This window comes from Aeromonas sp. Marseille-Q7275 (genome assembly GCF_965119515.1).
Window position 1 is genome coordinate 27,937 of sequence record NZ_CBCPLW010000004.1, and the last position, 14,118, is coordinate 42,054.

Genomic DNA, 14,118 nt, shown 5'->3' on the forward strand with positions numbered 1-14,118 from the left:
GAGTCGGCCTTGGGGCCGACTTTTTTATGGCGCCGAGGCATGAAGCGGGGGAGGAGAGCAGGTCCATTCCGCCCGGATCGCGCCGGGGGAGGCAAGCACAGGGCCTAGAAATGCACGTCTTTGGTGCGCCCGCCCCAATGTGGTGCATCTTCTTGTTGTTTGCCCTTGAGCTCAATTCCGCAGAAACACGCCATATCGCCCCCATGGCGCCCTCCTGATGGGCATCTTCCATGCTGTAAAGTGGGGTTTTATCGGCATGATCTACCGAATAAACGGATTAATCAGGGATGACCGCGACATGTTTTCGGGGTGACTGGGTAAAGATGCTGATCCGGCACGAGAGTCGATCCCCTGATTGGTATGATCCATCTGTCTTTTGATGACTACTCGGAATTTAAATTCGATTTTTGATGATATCTCGGACTCTTGTTTTGATTGGCGCTCTTTTTGCTGTGACTTCTCATGCCCATGATGGCGATGTCAGGGGCAGGGGGCCGCAAGGTCGGGGGTGGGTGCCGGCAGGCTGAATGCTCCGCCGCCATCCGTGCCGAAGTGGCCTGGTTTTCGGGCAAGGGACGCCACAATCAATTCGTGTTAAGGAGTCATATGGAAGGTGAAATGACCATGCAGCCACTCTCTGTGGACAAGGGGCTGGCCCACACCCTCAAGGACGATGTCTACGGCATGGTGCTCGGCGTCATGTTTATCGCAGTCGGCCTCAATCTGCTCAAGTGCGCCGGCATGATCACCGGCGGCATCGCGGGCATAGCCCTGCTGCTCGCCCATGTCAGCAGCCTGCCCATAGGGGTGCTCTTCTTCCTGGCCAACCTGCCCTTCCTGGTGTTTGGCTATGTCACCATGGGGCGGGCCTTCATGGTCAAGACGCTGATCGTCAACGTCGCCCTCTCGGCCGCCACCCAGGCGGTGCCGCTGCTGTTGACGGTGAGCTATGTCCACCCCCTGTTCTCGGCCCTGGTGGGGGGCACCTTCCTCGGCATGGGGGTCTTGTCCCTGGCCCGCCACAACGCGTCGGTGGGGGGCATAGGCGTGGTGACGCTCTGGCTGCAAAGACGCACCGGCATCAATGCGGGAAAGAGCCAGATGGTGCTTGACGTGCTGGTGTTCGCCCTCTCCCTGCTCACCCTGCCGCTCTCTTTGCTGCTCTGGTCTACCTTGAGCGCGCTCGCCATGAACGCCATGCTGATGAACTGGCACAAACCCGGTCGCTATCAGGGGAGCTGAGTGGCGGCCCCCTGCGGCGCGCGGGGGAGGGGAAGTGTTGAAAAGTGACCCGACGGGCGCTTCGCGAGCATTTGGCTGCCAACGGCAAAAAAGATCATCTTGTCGCGAAAAAAGGCATGGTTACGCCTGAATTTATTGGTTTTTTGCCCCGTTGGCGGCGTTAAACCGGGCTACACCATAAAAAATTCAAAAAACTTCTTTACCACTGACCAATGCATGAGTAAAATTTGTCGGCAATATTTTACACCCCCACTCCTCAACGGTGAGATATTGCCATGCTCAGGATTGCCAAAGAAGCGCTGACCTTCGACGATGTACTGTTGGTTCCAGCCCACTCCACTGTTCTTCCGAATACCGCCGACCTGCGTACCAAGCTCACGTCTGCTATCTCCCTGAATATCCCGATGATTTCCGCTGCCATGGACACAGTGACCGAAGCCCGTCTGGCTATCGCACTGGCCCAGGAAGGCGGCATCGGCTTCATTCACAAGAACATGTCCATCGAGCAGCAGGCTGCCGAAGTGCGCAAGGTCAAGAAGTACGAGAGCGGCGTGGTCTCCGACCCCGTCACCGTACGCCCTGACATGACCATCGCCCAGATCAAGGAGCTGAGCCACAAGAACGGTTTCGCCGGTTACCCCGTGGTGACTGACGGCAACCAGCTGGTGGGCATCATCACCGGCCGTGATGTGCGCTTCGTGATCGATCTCTCCCAGACCGTTGAACAGATCATGACCCAGAAGGATCGTCTGGTCACAGTGCGTGAAGGGGCCCCTCGCGAAGAGGTGGTTGCCCTGATGCAGAAGCACCGCATCGAGAAGGTGCTGGTGGTGAACGCCGACTTCAAGTTGAAGGGCATGATCACCGTCAAAGACTTCCAGAAAGCCGAACGCAAGCCGAACGCCTGTAAAGACGAGCGCGGCCGTCTGCGGGTCGGTGCCGCCGTCGGTGCCGGTGCCGGCAACGAAGAGCGCGTCGCCGCCCTGGTGGAAGCCGGTGTGGACGTGCTGCTGATTGACTCCTCCCATGGCCACTCCCAGGGCGTGCTGGATCGCATCAAGGCGACCCGTGAAGCCTACCCGGATCTGCAGATCATCGGCGGCAACGTCGCCACCGCCGCCGGCGCCAAGGCGCTGGTCGCTGCCGGCGTCAACGCGGTCAAGGTCGGTATCGGCCCGGGCTCCATCTGTACTACCCGTATCGTGACCGGTGTGGGCGTGCCCCAGATCACCGCCATCTCCGACGCCGTCGATGCCTTGGAAGGCACCGGCGTGCCTGTGATTGCCGATGGTGGCATCCGCTTCTCCGGTGATGTGGCCAAGGCCATCGCCGCAGGTGCGAGCTGCGTCATGGTGGGCTCCATGTTCGCCGGTACCGAAGAGGCGCCGGGCGAGATCGAGCTCTACCAGGGTCGCTCCTTCAAGTCCTACCGCGGCATGGGATCCCTCGGCGCCATGTCCAAGGGCTCCAGCGATCGCTACTTCCAGACCGACAACGCCGCCGACAAGCTGGTGCCGGAAGGGATCGAAGGGCGCGTGCCGTACAAGGGCCGCCTCAAGGAGATCATCCACCAGCAGATGGGCGGCCTGCGCTCCTCCATGGGCCTGACCGGCAGCGCCACTATCGACGACATGCGCACCAAGGCCGAGTTCGTGCGCATCTCGGGCGCCGGGATGAAAGAGTCCCACGTTCACGACGTGACCATTACCAAAGAAGCCCCCAACTACCGGATGGGCTGATAAAACGGGGCCCTGCGCCCCGTTTTTCCACCATTTTTTTATCCCGTGCTTTTTGTGACAACATCAGCCTGATGCAGGAATAAAATGACTAAAGACATTCACGCCCACCGTATCCTTATTCTGGATTTTGGTTCCCAGTACACCCAGCTCATCGCCCGTCGCGTCCGTGAAATCGGCGTCTACTGCGAGCTGTGGGCCTGGGACGTAACCGAAGAGCAGATCCGCGAATTCAATCCGAGCGGCATCATCCTCTCCGGCGGCCCGGAATCCGTGACCGAGGCGGGCAGCCCGCGCGCCCCCGAGTACGTGTTCAACGCCGGCGTGCCGGTGTTCGGCATCTGCTACGGCATGCAGACCATGTCCGAGCAGCTCGGCGGCAAGGTGCAGTCCTCCTCCTTACGTGAATTCGGTTATGCCCAGGTGGAAGTGCTGGGCCACTCCGGCAAGACCAGTGCCCTCTTGCGCAACATCGAAGACGCCATTGCCGACAACGGCAATGCCCTGCTGGATGTCTGGATGAGCCACGGCGACAAGGTCACCGAGATCCCGGCAGGCTTCACCACCATAGCCCAGACCGTGACCTGCCCCCATGCGGCCATGGCCGACGAGGCCCGTCGCTTCTACGGCGTGCAGTTCCACCCGGAAGTGACCCACACCCGTCAGGGCGCCCGCATGCTGGAGCACTTCGTCAAGGAGATCTGCGGCTGCGAATGCCTCTGGACCCCGGCCACCATCATCGACGACGCCGTCGCCCGCATCCGCGAGCAGGTGGGTGACGACGAGGTGATCCTGGCCCTCTCCGGCGGCGTGGACTCCTCCGTGGTCGCCATGCTGGTGCAACGCGCCATCGGCGATCGCCTCACCTGCGTCTTCGTGGACAACGGCCTGCTGCGCCTGAACGAAGGCCAGCAGGTGATGGACATGTTCGGCGATCACTTCGGTCTGAACATCATCAAGGTTGAAGCGGAAGAGCGCTTCCTGAGTGCCATGGCCGGTGTCGACGAGCCGGAAGCCAAGCGCAAGATCATAGGCCGCGTCTTCGTGGAAGTGTTCGACGACGAAGCCAAGAAGCTGAAAAACGCCAAGTGGCTGGCGCAAGGCACCATCTACCCGGACGTCATCGAATCCGCTGCCAGCGCTACCGGCAAGGCCCACGTCATCAAGTCTCACCACAACGTCGGCGGCCTGCCGGAAGAGATGAAGATGGGTCTGGTGGAGCCGCTGCGCGAGCTGTTCAAGGACGAAGTGCGCCGTGTCGGCCTCGAACTCGGCCTGCCCTACGACATGCTCTACCGTCACCCCTTCCCGGGTCCGGGTCTGGGCGTGCGCGTCCTTGGCGAAGTGAAGAAAGAGTATTGCGACTTGCTGCGCAAGGCTGACGCCATCTTCATCGAAGAGCTGCGCAAGGCCGACCTCTACAACCAGGTCAGCCAGGCGTTCGCCGTCTTCCTGCCGGTGCGCTCCGTCGGCGTGATGGGTGATGGTCGCAAGTACGACTGGGTCATTGCGCTTCGCGCCGTCGAGACCATCGACTTCATGACCGCTCACTGGGCTCACCTGCCGTACGACTTCCTCGGCCACGTCTCGAATCGCATCATCAACGAGATCAATGGCATCTCCCGCGTGGTGTACGACGTCTCCGGCAAGCCGCCCGCAACCATTGAGTGGGAATAAAAGGCGTGGGAATAAGCGGCTAACGCCTCTCCCTGCGATCACGCAAAACTGTCAAAAAGGCGCCCTTGAGGCGCCTTTTCTTTTTCCAATCGTTTGCGCCACATATCTTCGTTTTTCGAGCAGCTTATTCACCGCTTTGCCCCTGTCATATGTGACAGGGGCATTTTCACTATCCCGCACTAGGCTCTCTCATGCCAATTGAGACCATTATCATCAGGCGCTCATGGCAAGGGGGAGGGCTGACTCACGAGCTGACAGCTGCGCAAACTGCCCATCGTCATCACGTCAAACGGCAGTGATGACCCCCCGGTGGAGTCCGGACACCACTTGAATCAACGGGGCGGAACCCGAACAGCCAAACGAGTAGGGACAAGAGATCACGGAGGGTTTGTTATGTCAGAACAAGCAGTGTTGTTGGGTGGATGGACTGCCTACCACAAGCTGAGCGCCAAGGATCAGGCGGTATTCAACCAGGCGTTGGAAGGATTTGTCGGGGTGCAGTACACCCCCTTTGAAGTCTCCACCCAGGTCGTCGCCGGCACCAACTACCGTTTCAAGTGCAAAACAACTGTGCCGCTGCCCAACCCCATCCATGGGGAAGCCGTGGTGCAGATCTTCCAGTCCCTGGATGGATCGGCCCATATCACCTCCATTACCCCGATCTGATAGGGTTGCGGAGCAAGGCGGGGAGGGCGTAGAGCGTCCAACCGGTTGGTTCCAACAATCAGCAATAAGAAAGACGCCTTAGGGCGTCTTTTTTTGTTTCGATCGTTTGCGTTACACATTCCTTATAAATAGGGTCTTGCTTCAGAGTTCAGGGTTATTTTGTTGGAGCGAAATTGGTACCATTCATCTAGGCAACGTTTTCATCATCATGGAGGATGGAGTGTGAAGCTAAAAAGAGAGGCTAAGACGTTAAAGGTTAAGGCAATTGCATCGTTGAAACGTGGGCTTGAAGCATTTAATAATCATGATGATGATGGAAGGCCGGAGACTGTTCTGCTCATGCTTCAACATGCCAGCGAGATGCTGACTAAAGCTCTGCTAGTTCAGAAAGGGCAAAGCGTTTTTGATAAGGATAAGGGAGTATCGATTGGGCTTGAGAAAGCATTAAATATTTCTCAAGCTAAAGGATGGATTAGTGCGGCACAAGCCGGGTCTATTCGCGTAATTGATGCGATGAGAGATCAAGCACAACATTGGATGATCGTGGTGCCCGAAGATGCTCTCTATATAAATGCAAGGGCCTTGATTACTACGCTAGATGAAATCCTTAATGGACATTTTGAAGATACGCTTGCCGACAATCTTCCTGTTCGGGTTTTGCCACTATCAACGAAGGTTCTTCCGGATTTTCTTATGATGGTAAATCGGGAATATTCACAGATCCGTGAATTACTCGCTCCTGGTCGGAGAGCTCGGGATGAAGCCAGAGGCAGAATCACGGCTCTGCTGGCAATGGAAGCGCATGTTAGTGAGGAAGTTGCTGTTTCTAAAAGAGATTTAGACCGAATTGAAGAGGCGATTAAAGTAGACACACCAATAGAGCTGGTGTTCCCACGGTTGATGACTTTGGCAACAAGTGTTGAAGGGGAGGGGCCAACAATTCGTGTTCGCATCACTCGGGCCGAAGATGCCCCCGCTGTTCGCTTTGTGTCGGGAGATGATCCTGAAGGCGCTGCAGCCATACGTGAAGTGGATCTCCAGAAGAAATATCACTGGAGCCCCAAGGTATTAGCGGAAAAGTTGGGGTTGAGCGTCAGTAAGGCGAAAGCTGTTCGTGATCTTCTACGGATAGATGAAGATCCCTCCAACGTTATGGTATTTGAATTTGGCTCTCAAAAACATCCCAGATATTCCGATAATGCTCTACGAACTCTTCGGGAAGTAATAACACCAGATCTGGTCGAAAAGGCATGGATTGAGCGAAAGAAGGGTTATGGTAAATAACTTTGTAGACAGCACTATGAAGTGCCGTAGGGTGCAATGAAATTGCACCGCTAATTTGGTGGTCTAGTCCTTTTGCAAAGTCGCCCTGCAAACGGTGCAATGCGCTGCGCTTATTGCACCCTACGTGTTTCGTCAATCCGATGTGGTGGCGTTGCTGATCGCCATGCCCCGTAACCAAGGCAACAAAGGGGCGATCTTCGCCCCGACTCTTCTAATGTCCCCGTTTTAATATCGCCGCACGCTTTTCTGGCGCTGCCTGATTGTCTGCTGACTCACAACCAACACTCCTGTTTCTCCCCCATCAGGCCGGGCTGAAAAAACCACGTTCACTCATACCTCGCCGCCTCCCAGGCGTGTATCGCCTGTTTGCGGGTCTCGCCCCAGTGATAGCCGCCGAGCTTGCCGTTTTGCTGAATGACTCTGTGGCAGGGGATCATCAAGGCGACGGGGTTGGCGCCCACCGCCAGCCCCACGGCGCGGGCGGCCTTGGGGTTGCCGATGGCGCTCGCCACCTGGGCGTAGCTCACCACTTTGGCTGGCGGGATCTCGAGCAGCGCCCGCCAGACGCTGACCTGGAAATTGGTGCCGCTCACGTGCAAGGAGATGGGGCGATCCGGCGTCTTGCTGCCATCGAACATGGTGTGGATGACGCTTTGGGTGCGTGACGGTGCATCTCGCAGTTCCGCCGCAGGCCAGCGCTGGGCGAGGGCGGCCAGGGGCGTTTGTGGAGCCTGGTCATCGAGAAACGAGAAGTTGCACACTCCCCGCGGGGTCAGGGCGACGAACGCCTGGCCGAAGGGGGTGTCGTGCACCCCGTGATCGATAACCAGCCCGGCCCCTCGTTGCTTGTACTCGCCCGGCGTCACCGCTTCGAGCTGCACGAAGTGATCGTAGAGCCGCGAGACGCTGCTCAGGCCCAGGGTGTCGGCCACCTCCAGCAGCGGGCGTGACTCCTGCAACAGCGCCTTGGCCCGCTCCAGGGTCAGCACCTGCAGATAGCGTTTGGGCGTCACCCCGGCCCAGCGGCTGAAGAGGCGCTGGAAGTGAAAGGGGCTTAAGTGAACGTGCGCCGCTATCTCGTCCAGGGTGGGCTGGCGCGCCACCTGGCTTGCAATAAAGGCAATGGCATCACTGATGCGGGCGTAATCGGACATAAGGCGCTCTCACGATAAGGTTGCAGCCGCAGGATCTTGGGTGCGACAAGGTCATGTGCGACAAATAGATACCCCACCATCGGCCAGCAGGGCAATGCCGGTGGTAAAGCTCGATGCATCGGACGCCAGATAGAGGGCCGAGCGGGCGATCTCCTCCGGTTGGGCCAGGCGCTTGAGGGCATGCATATGCTGCACAAAGGCGAGACTCTCCGGTGTATCGGTAAAGGCACGCCCCATGGGGGTGTCGGTGCCCCCCGGCAGCAGGGCGTTGACCCGCACCCCCTGTGCCCCATATTCGGCGGCCAGCACCTGGGTCAGACCGATCAGGCCCGCCTTGCTCGCCGCATAGGCCGCCATGCCGGGTAGCCCCAGGGTATGGCCGACGAAGGTGGAGGTAAAGATAAGGGAGCCGCCCCCGCGCGCCAGCATGGCGGGGATCTGGTACTTGGCCCCCACGAAGGCGCTGGTGAGGTTGGTATTCAGGGTTTCATGCCACTGGGCCAGTGCCATCTCCTGCACGCTGCCCGGCGCTCCCGTGGTGCCGGCGTTGTTGAAGGCGACATCGAGCCCGCCGAAATGCCCCACGGCCAGCTCCACCAGGGCGCTGGCGTAAGATTCGCTTTTCACATCCCCCGCGAGGCTCACCGCCTGGCCCCCGAATTTCCTGATCTCCTCCACCAGGGCATCCAGCTCAGGCTGGCGGCGGGCCCCCAGCACGATGCTGGCCCCCTCCCTTGCAAACAAAATGGCGCTGGCGCGGCCGATGCCGGAGCTGGCTCCCGTGATGATGGCGACCTTGTTGGACAGTTGTGACATGGCTGATCCCTCGCTAGATGTGTATGGCGCCAGGTGACGGCACCCGTGCAGGATTGGCAGACAAGTGGACGGGTTCGAGCCGCTTTGGTTCAAACCCGGTTTTGGTTCGAAAGCACTTTTGGCTCTAACCCACTATGGCCGCTGGCCCCCGTCACGACGACCCGGATCTTGCTCTCTTTCATTACGTGGCTGGCGCCTGTGTGCGTCCTGGTGGCAACAAAACAGGGGATCTCTGGCCGTCGTTCTTTATAATGCCCCTCCTTTGTGGCCGCCGGGCGAGTCCCCGGCGGCGCCGTTGGCCGCGAGCAGGCCACCCCGATAGAGACGATCCCATGCATACCCTGGAACAGCTGCGCGCAGGCGAACTCTGCGGCGCCCGCCACCTCAAACTTGCCGAAAACCTGACGGTGTTCCCCTCCGAGATCCTGAGCCTCAAGGAGACGCTGGAGGTGCTGGATCTCACCGGCAACGATCTGGATCGGCTCCCTGACGAGCTGGCCGAATTCACCAGGCTGCGCATCATCTTCTGCTCCGAGAACCGCTTCACCGAGCTGCCCGAGGTGCTGGGGCGCTGTCCTGCACTCACCATGGTGGGCTTCAAGGCCAACCGGATCGCCACGGTTCCCGCCGCGTCACTGCCTGCGGGGCTGCGCTGGTTGATCCTGACCGATAACGCCATCGAACGGCTGCCGGACGAGCTGGGGCAGTGCGCCGCCCTGCAAAAGCTGATGCTCTCTGGCAACCGCCTGCGCGAGCTGCCGGCGAGCCTGGCCAACTGCCAGCGTCTGGAGCTGTTGCGCATCGCCGCCAACCGGCTGGAGGCGCTTCCCGAGTGGCTGCTCGGTTTGCCGCGCCTCGCCTGGCTGGCCTATGCAGGCAACCCCTTTAGCGACGAGCAGGAGCGCCGACTCGGCGAGACGGCAACCGCGGCCGAGATCCCCTGGCAGGCGTTGACGCTGGGGGAGCAACTGGGGCAGGGGGCGTCCGGCGTTATCCACCGCGCAGCACTGCGCTCCGATGAGGGGACGCAGGGGGTGGCGGTCAAGCTCTTCAAGGGGGCCATGACCAGCGATGGCCTGCCTCGCTGCGAGATGGCGGTGTCGCTCGCCGCAGGCATGCACCCCAATCTCATCGGGGTGGCGGGCCGAGTCAGCGGCCACCCCTCTGGTATGCCGGCCCTGGTGATGGCGCTGATAGACCCCAGGTATGTCAACCTGGCGGGGCCGCCGAGCCTGGACTCCTGCACCCGGGATGTCTATCCGGCGGATCTGACCTTCACCCCGAATGCGCTGCTTGCCATGGCGCAAGGGGTGGCGAGCGCCGCGCTGCATCTGCACGGGCGCGGCATCCTGCACGGAGATCTCTACGCTCACAACCTGCTGCACTCTCTGCTGCACTCTGTTCAGGAACAGGGCCGGGTGCTGCTCGGGGATTTCGGCGCCGCCTCCTGTTATGACAGCGCCGACCGCGAGCGGGCTGCCCGGCTCGAGCGCCTGGAGGTCAGGGCCTTTGGCTGTCTGCTGGAGGAGCTGCTGGCACGCTGCCATCCCAATGACGAGGCGCTTGGGGCGCTCCATTCACTGGCCGAAGCGTGTCTCCTGGAGGCTGTGTTGCAGCGCCCCTCGTTTGCAGAGATTCTTGCCCGGATAGACGCCGTGGCGACCACCATGGCTGCTGAGCCCGCCTGCGCCTGAGCGCGGTCGGCTGGATGTCATCGTACCGTCACTCCCGGTGCAGTGGACAACAAGGCTTGCGCCGCCCCGATGAAGTTGTGATATTGATGCATCATTGCAGATGACGAGAGGATGAGGATGGAAGCGGCGTTTTGGCATCAGAAGTGGAAAGAGAACCGGATTGGCTTTCATCAGGCTGATTTCAACCGCTGGCTGCAATCCTGGTGGTCGGCCCAGCAGCAGGGTGAGCCCGTGCTGGTGCCCCTGTGCGGCAAGTCCCGCGACCTGCTCTGGCTGAGCGCTCAGGGGCATCCGGTGGATGGCTTCGAGCTCTCCGGGCTCGCCATTACCCAGTTTTTTGACGAGAACAATCTGAGTGCAGAGACAAGCGAGGTGGGCCCCTATCGGTGTCACCGGCACGACGACCTGCGCATCTATCAGGGGGATTTTTTCGCCGCCCCCGAGCTTGGCCGCCGCTACCGGCTCGCCTATGACAGGGCCGCACTCATCGCCCTGCCGACGGCCATGCGCCGCCAGTATGCGACCCTGATGAGCCGCCTTATCGAGGCGGGGGGTCAGGTGCTGCTGGTGACCCTGGAGTATCAGCCGGAGCAGCAGGTGCAGCCGCCGTTCTCGGTGGGGGAGATGGAGGTGCGCACCCTGTTCGAGCGCGACTTTAGCGTGGAGGTGCTGGGGCGCGCCGCTGAGCTGGATCACCCCAGGGTGCTCTCGGGGCAGCTCTCCTATTTCGATGAGGTGGCCTATCGCCTGATCCGTCGGGGCTGAGGCGACGGCGTGATCCCGCCAATGAAGAGGAGAAATGAGCTTCTTTACCTCCTTTGACATAGATCAACGTGACAAATCGGGGGAATGCCTAAGATGAGGCTGTTTCTCAATCACTGCAGGTGTCGACCGATACGCTCTGGTTTGAACCATTCGGCCGTTCATCGACTCAGTGTCTGATTTTCACGCTCATGTTCACTTTTGGCGGCTCTGGTCGCAATTGATTATGGTTTTTCCAGCCGACCCCAAGGGGTCGGCTTTTTATTGCCCACAATCTGCCGTGGGACGGGAGGGAGTCGAGGCCTGATCAGGCCTCGAAGGTGGCGGCATTGAGCCGGAACGCCCTGGGATCGTCGATGAATTGGCCGGTGATCCGCTCGTCGTGCTCGTGGCCCAGGCCATAGCTGCAGAGGATCAACCGATCCGAGGTGCGCGAGCGCAACTGGGTGATAAAGCGCACCAGATCGGCGCGGCTGAGCCTGCCCACCTCCTCGCGCACCCGCTCCCGCTGATCGAAGCCGAGATCCTTGTTGCCTATGCTGACCCAGAGCCGCTGGCCGCGGCTGCGCAGGTTGGCATCCCGCTCGCTGAGCTGGGCCTGCAGCCCCGCCTTGCTGTCCTGCCACTGCTGTTCGGTGAACTCCAGCATGGCCAGCGGGAAGAGATCGATGAACTCCTCCACCGCATCCAGCAGGATCTGCGGCCCCGCCACCGGCGACTGTATATAGAAGATGAGGCCGGGGTGGCGATTGAGGGGCAGGTTGCCGGCCCCCACCACGTAACCGAGCTGCTGGCGGGTGCGCAGCTCGTGGAAGAAGGTGGAGGACATGATGTGGTTGGCCAGGGTGAAGCAGGCGAGATCCCGCGCCCGGGTGGTGCGGGACTGGTAATAGACCAGCAGCGCCGAGTCTTCGTGATCGCATCCCTGCTCGCGAATGAGGGTGCCCCTGTCCTGAATGGAGATGAGGGGACGGCGGGTCTCGGCACTGGGCTGGCTGCTGACGCCGAGGTGACGCTCCAGCAGGGCGGCCAGTTCAAGCGCCTCGGCGGCGGTCCAGTCGCCGTGCACCAGGGTCTCTATGTGCACCTCGGCAAAGAGCCGGCTGACGAAGTCGGGCATTTCGTCGAGTGCTATGGTGCGCAGGTGGCGCAGCAACTGCTCGAACGGCGGGTTGTTCGGTTGCAGCAAACTGGTGAGCTGGTTGAACAGCTGGGAGATAGGCCTGGTCTTGGACTGGTTCTCCCAGTTGCGGATGAGCTGCTCCTTGATTTCACTGAAGCGCGCCGGATCCGGGTAGCCCAGGGTGCGGTTGCCGAGGATCATGTCGAGCAGCAGCGGCAGCTTGTCGGCAAAGCCGCTCAGGTTGATGGTGAAGCCCCCCTGATGGGCATAGATCTGGTAGCCGAGCCCGGCGAGCTCGGCCGGGTAGGTGAGGGCATTGAGGTGATCCGTGAGCAGCTCCACCGCGAGCCTGGCCATGGCGATGTGGCGCGGGCTTCTGACCGCATGCTCGCTGTCGATGGAGATATAGAGGCTCCCCTTGGGCACCCCAAACAGGTGCTCGTGCAGGTGCCAGAGGCGAAAACCGGGGCGGTCGACCAGACAGGCCGGCATGTCGGCGCTGAGGGACGGCGTCCTGGCATCGAGGCGGCTGCTGATAAAGGGGTTGGGGGAGGGCAGGTGCAAGGCGGGATCCGGCTCGCTCTGCTGCCAGCGGATCTTCTCCGCCTCGGTGATGCTCTGGACGCTGTAGGGGGTCTGATACCAGCGGGCCAGGCGATCCGTGCTCACCTCCGGCGCCTGTATGGTGACGCGCAGGTTGTGGGGGGTCAGCTTGGCGAGGAAGCGCCGGATCAGGGGCTCATCGTACTCGCGCATCATGTAGTCGCCGTGGAGCAGATCGTCCGGGGCATAGCTGAACAGGTTGAGCACGAGGCCGGAGACGGTGTCGAGCGCCCGGCCCCGCTCCTGGAAGCGGAAGGCGGATTCCAGCACGTTGCGCTTCTCGTCATAACGCCAGGCCTGCAGGCCATGGCGTTCGATGAGTTTCAGGTAGCCGAACAGGTCGGCGATGATGTCGTCCACATGGGCAAGCCCGAGGGGAGTCAGGCCGAAGCTGATGCCAAAGTCCTTGAAGTTGGCGCCGCTGATGCCGCCTCCGGCGGCGAGCTGGTTGACCCAGCCTCTCGCCTTGAGCAGAGAGAGCAGGCTGCCTTCCCCTTCGTAGCCGATGAGGTGGCTCAGGAAGGTGAGGGGCTTCTTGTCGTAGAGCGCGTCCACGCTCGGCAGCGGGAAGGTCAGCGCCAGTTTGCGGGTCTCCTTGACCGGGGCTATCTGGATGCGGATGCCGAGATCATCGAGCCGGTAGAGGGGGGCCGAGAGGGCGGGGGGGCCCAGGCGGCGATCCGGAATGGTGCTGAAGAAGTGCTCACACCAGGCCAGCTGGGTTTCAATGGATGCCGGAGAGAGCATCACCAGCGCCATGCGATCCGCACTGTAGTGGGTTTCGTAGAACGCAATGAGGTCGGAGCGCAGATCCCGGCCGGGCAGATCCGCCAGGGTATCCAGGTTGCCGACCGAGAACTTGGAGAAGGGGTGAGCCGGGTTGACCGTCTCCTTGTGCACCTGATAGCTGCGGCGCACATCGTCCTGCAACTTGAGGCGGTATTCGGAGTCGACCGCGTTGCGCTCCTTGTCGACCCACTCGGGGGCGAAGGTGGGGCAGATGAAGAACTGGGAGAAGCGATCCAGCCCCGCTTCGAAGAAGCCGTTGTCGATGTCGAAGAAGAAGTTGGTGAACTCGGTGCCGGTCCAGGCGTTGTTGCTGCCCCCATGGCGACTCATGAACTGCTGGTACTCGCCGGGTTTGGGATAAGTACGAGTACCGAGGAACAGCATATGCTCAAGGAAATGGGCCATGCCCTGGCGATCGACCGGGTCATCGAAATGGCCTGTGTTGACAGCCAGGGAGGCGGCCGATTTATCGGTCTCGGGATCGCAGATCAACAAGACCCTGAGCCGGTTTGCCAGCTCCAGATAGTGATACCGCCGATGGTCGTTGGGACTGGCATATGGGCTCATTGGGG

General features: G+C 60.7%; 10 protein-coding genes. 7 read left to right on the top strand and 3 right to left on the bottom strand.

Translation table 11 applies throughout. The features are described 5' to 3' along the window. Nucleotides 1-606: 606 nt before the first annotated feature. The 5 genes from ACWPWQ_RS05420 (at nt 607) to ACWPWQ_RS05440 (ending at nt 6,605) form a co-directional block, all read left to right on the top strand. Nucleotides 607-1,242 carry a YitT family protein gene (locus ACWPWQ_RS05420; protein WP_454009192.1) on the top strand — a complete coding sequence of 212 codons (636 nt, stop codon included), beginning with the start codon at nt 607-609 and terminating at the stop codon, nt 1,240-1,242. 275 nt (nt 1,243-1,517) lie between these two features. Beyond that, nucleotides 1,518-2,981 (top strand): IMP dehydrogenase, encoded by a 1,464-nt coding sequence (gene guaB / locus ACWPWQ_RS05425; RefSeq protein ID WP_041992212.1) that lies wholly within the window; start codon nt 1,518-1,520, stop codon nt 2,979-2,981. 84 nt (nt 2,982-3,065) lie between these two features. After that, nucleotides 3,066-4,655, top strand: coding sequence for a glutamine-hydrolyzing GMP synthase (gene guaA / locus ACWPWQ_RS05430; RefSeq protein ID WP_454009193.1), 1,590 nt, complete (start codon nt 3,066-3,068; stop codon nt 4,653-4,655). Nucleotides 4,656-5,048: 393 nt separating this feature from the next. Then, nucleotides 5,049-5,321, top strand: coding sequence for a hypothetical protein (locus ACWPWQ_RS05435; protein ID WP_010633780.1), 273 nt, complete (start codon nt 5,049-5,051; stop codon nt 5,319-5,321). A gap of 222 nt (nt 5,322-5,543) precedes the next feature. Continuing rightward, nucleotides 5,544-6,605: a hypothetical protein gene (locus tag ACWPWQ_RS05440; RefSeq protein WP_427207930.1), complete on the top strand. Its 1,062-nt coding sequence runs from the start codon at nt 5,544-5,546 to the stop codon at nt 6,603-6,605. Between the two features lie 326 nt (nt 6,606-6,931). Here the strand turns inward: ACWPWQ_RS05440 and ACWPWQ_RS05445 are convergent, their stop codons facing one another. Next, the gene (locus tag ACWPWQ_RS05445) at nt 6,932-7,759 is read right to left on the bottom strand and encodes a bifunctional transcriptional activator/DNA repair enzyme AdaA (protein ID WP_454009194.1); all 828 of its coding nucleotides are present in this window, start codon (nt 7,757-7,759) and stop codon (nt 6,932-6,934) included. A gap of 51 nt (nt 7,760-7,810) precedes the next feature. After that, on the bottom strand, nt 7,811-8,575 hold the full coding sequence (locus tag ACWPWQ_RS05450; RefSeq protein WP_202045391.1) for an SDR family oxidoreductase: 765 nt from the start codon (nt 8,573-8,575) through the stop codon (nt 7,811-7,813). Between the two features lie 332 nt (nt 8,576-8,907). Between ACWPWQ_RS05450 and ACWPWQ_RS05455 the strand changes: the two genes are divergently transcribed. Both ACWPWQ_RS05455 and ACWPWQ_RS05460 read left to right on the top strand, forming a co-directional pair. After that, on the top strand, nt 8,908-10,269 hold the full coding sequence (locus ACWPWQ_RS05455; RefSeq protein WP_454009195.1) for a leucine-rich repeat-containing protein kinase family protein: 1,362 nt from the start codon (nt 8,908-8,910) through the stop codon (nt 10,267-10,269). 117 nt (nt 10,270-10,386) lie between these two features. After that, a complete protein-coding gene (locus ACWPWQ_RS05460) occupies nt 10,387-11,034 on the top strand; it encodes a thiopurine S-methyltransferase (protein WP_163155135.1) in 648 nt (215 codons plus the stop codon). A gap of 304 nt (nt 11,035-11,338) precedes the next feature. On the opposite strand, the gene ACWPWQ_RS05465 is transcribed toward ACWPWQ_RS05460, so the two are convergent. Next, nucleotides 11,339-14,113 carry an insulinase family protein gene (locus tag ACWPWQ_RS05465; RefSeq protein ID WP_454009196.1) on the bottom strand — a complete coding sequence of 925 codons (2,775 nt, stop codon included), beginning with the start codon at nt 14,111-14,113 and terminating at the stop codon, nt 11,339-11,341. Nucleotides 14,114-14,118 lie beyond the last annotated feature (5 nt).

What these genes read in the sequence shown, in the direction of transcription:
- guaA (WP_454009193.1), top strand. Translation starts at nt 3,066, where the DNA reads ATGACTAAAGACATTCACGCCCACCGTATCCTTATTCTGGATTTTGGT.
- ACWPWQ_RS05460 (WP_163155135.1), top strand. Translation starts at nt 10,387, where the DNA reads ATGGAAGCGGCGTTTTGGCATCAGAAGTGGAAAGAGAACCGGATTGGC.
- ACWPWQ_RS05445 (WP_454009194.1), bottom strand. Translation starts at nt 7,759, where the DNA reads ATGTCCGATTACGCCCGCATCAGTGATGCCATTGCCTTTATTGCAAGC.
- ACWPWQ_RS05435 (WP_010633780.1), top strand. Translation starts at nt 5,049, where the DNA reads ATGTCAGAACAAGCAGTGTTGTTGGGTGGATGGACTGCCTACCACAAG.
- ACWPWQ_RS05455 (WP_454009195.1), top strand. Translation starts at nt 8,908, where the DNA reads ATGCATACCCTGGAACAGCTGCGCGCAGGCGAACTCTGCGGCGCCCGC.
- ACWPWQ_RS05420 (WP_454009192.1), top strand. Translation starts at nt 607, where the DNA reads ATGGAAGGTGAAATGACCATGCAGCCACTCTCTGTGGACAAGGGGCTG.
- ACWPWQ_RS05450 (WP_202045391.1), bottom strand. Translation starts at nt 8,575, where the DNA reads ATGTCACAACTGTCCAACAAGGTCGCCATCATCACGGGAGCCAGCTCC.
- ACWPWQ_RS05465 (WP_454009196.1), bottom strand. Translation starts at nt 14,113, where the DNA reads ATGAGCCCATATGCCAGTCCCAACGACCATCGGCGGTATCACTATCTG.
- guaB (WP_041992212.1), top strand. Translation starts at nt 1,518, where the DNA reads ATGCTCAGGATTGCCAAAGAAGCGCTGACCTTCGACGATGTACTGTTG.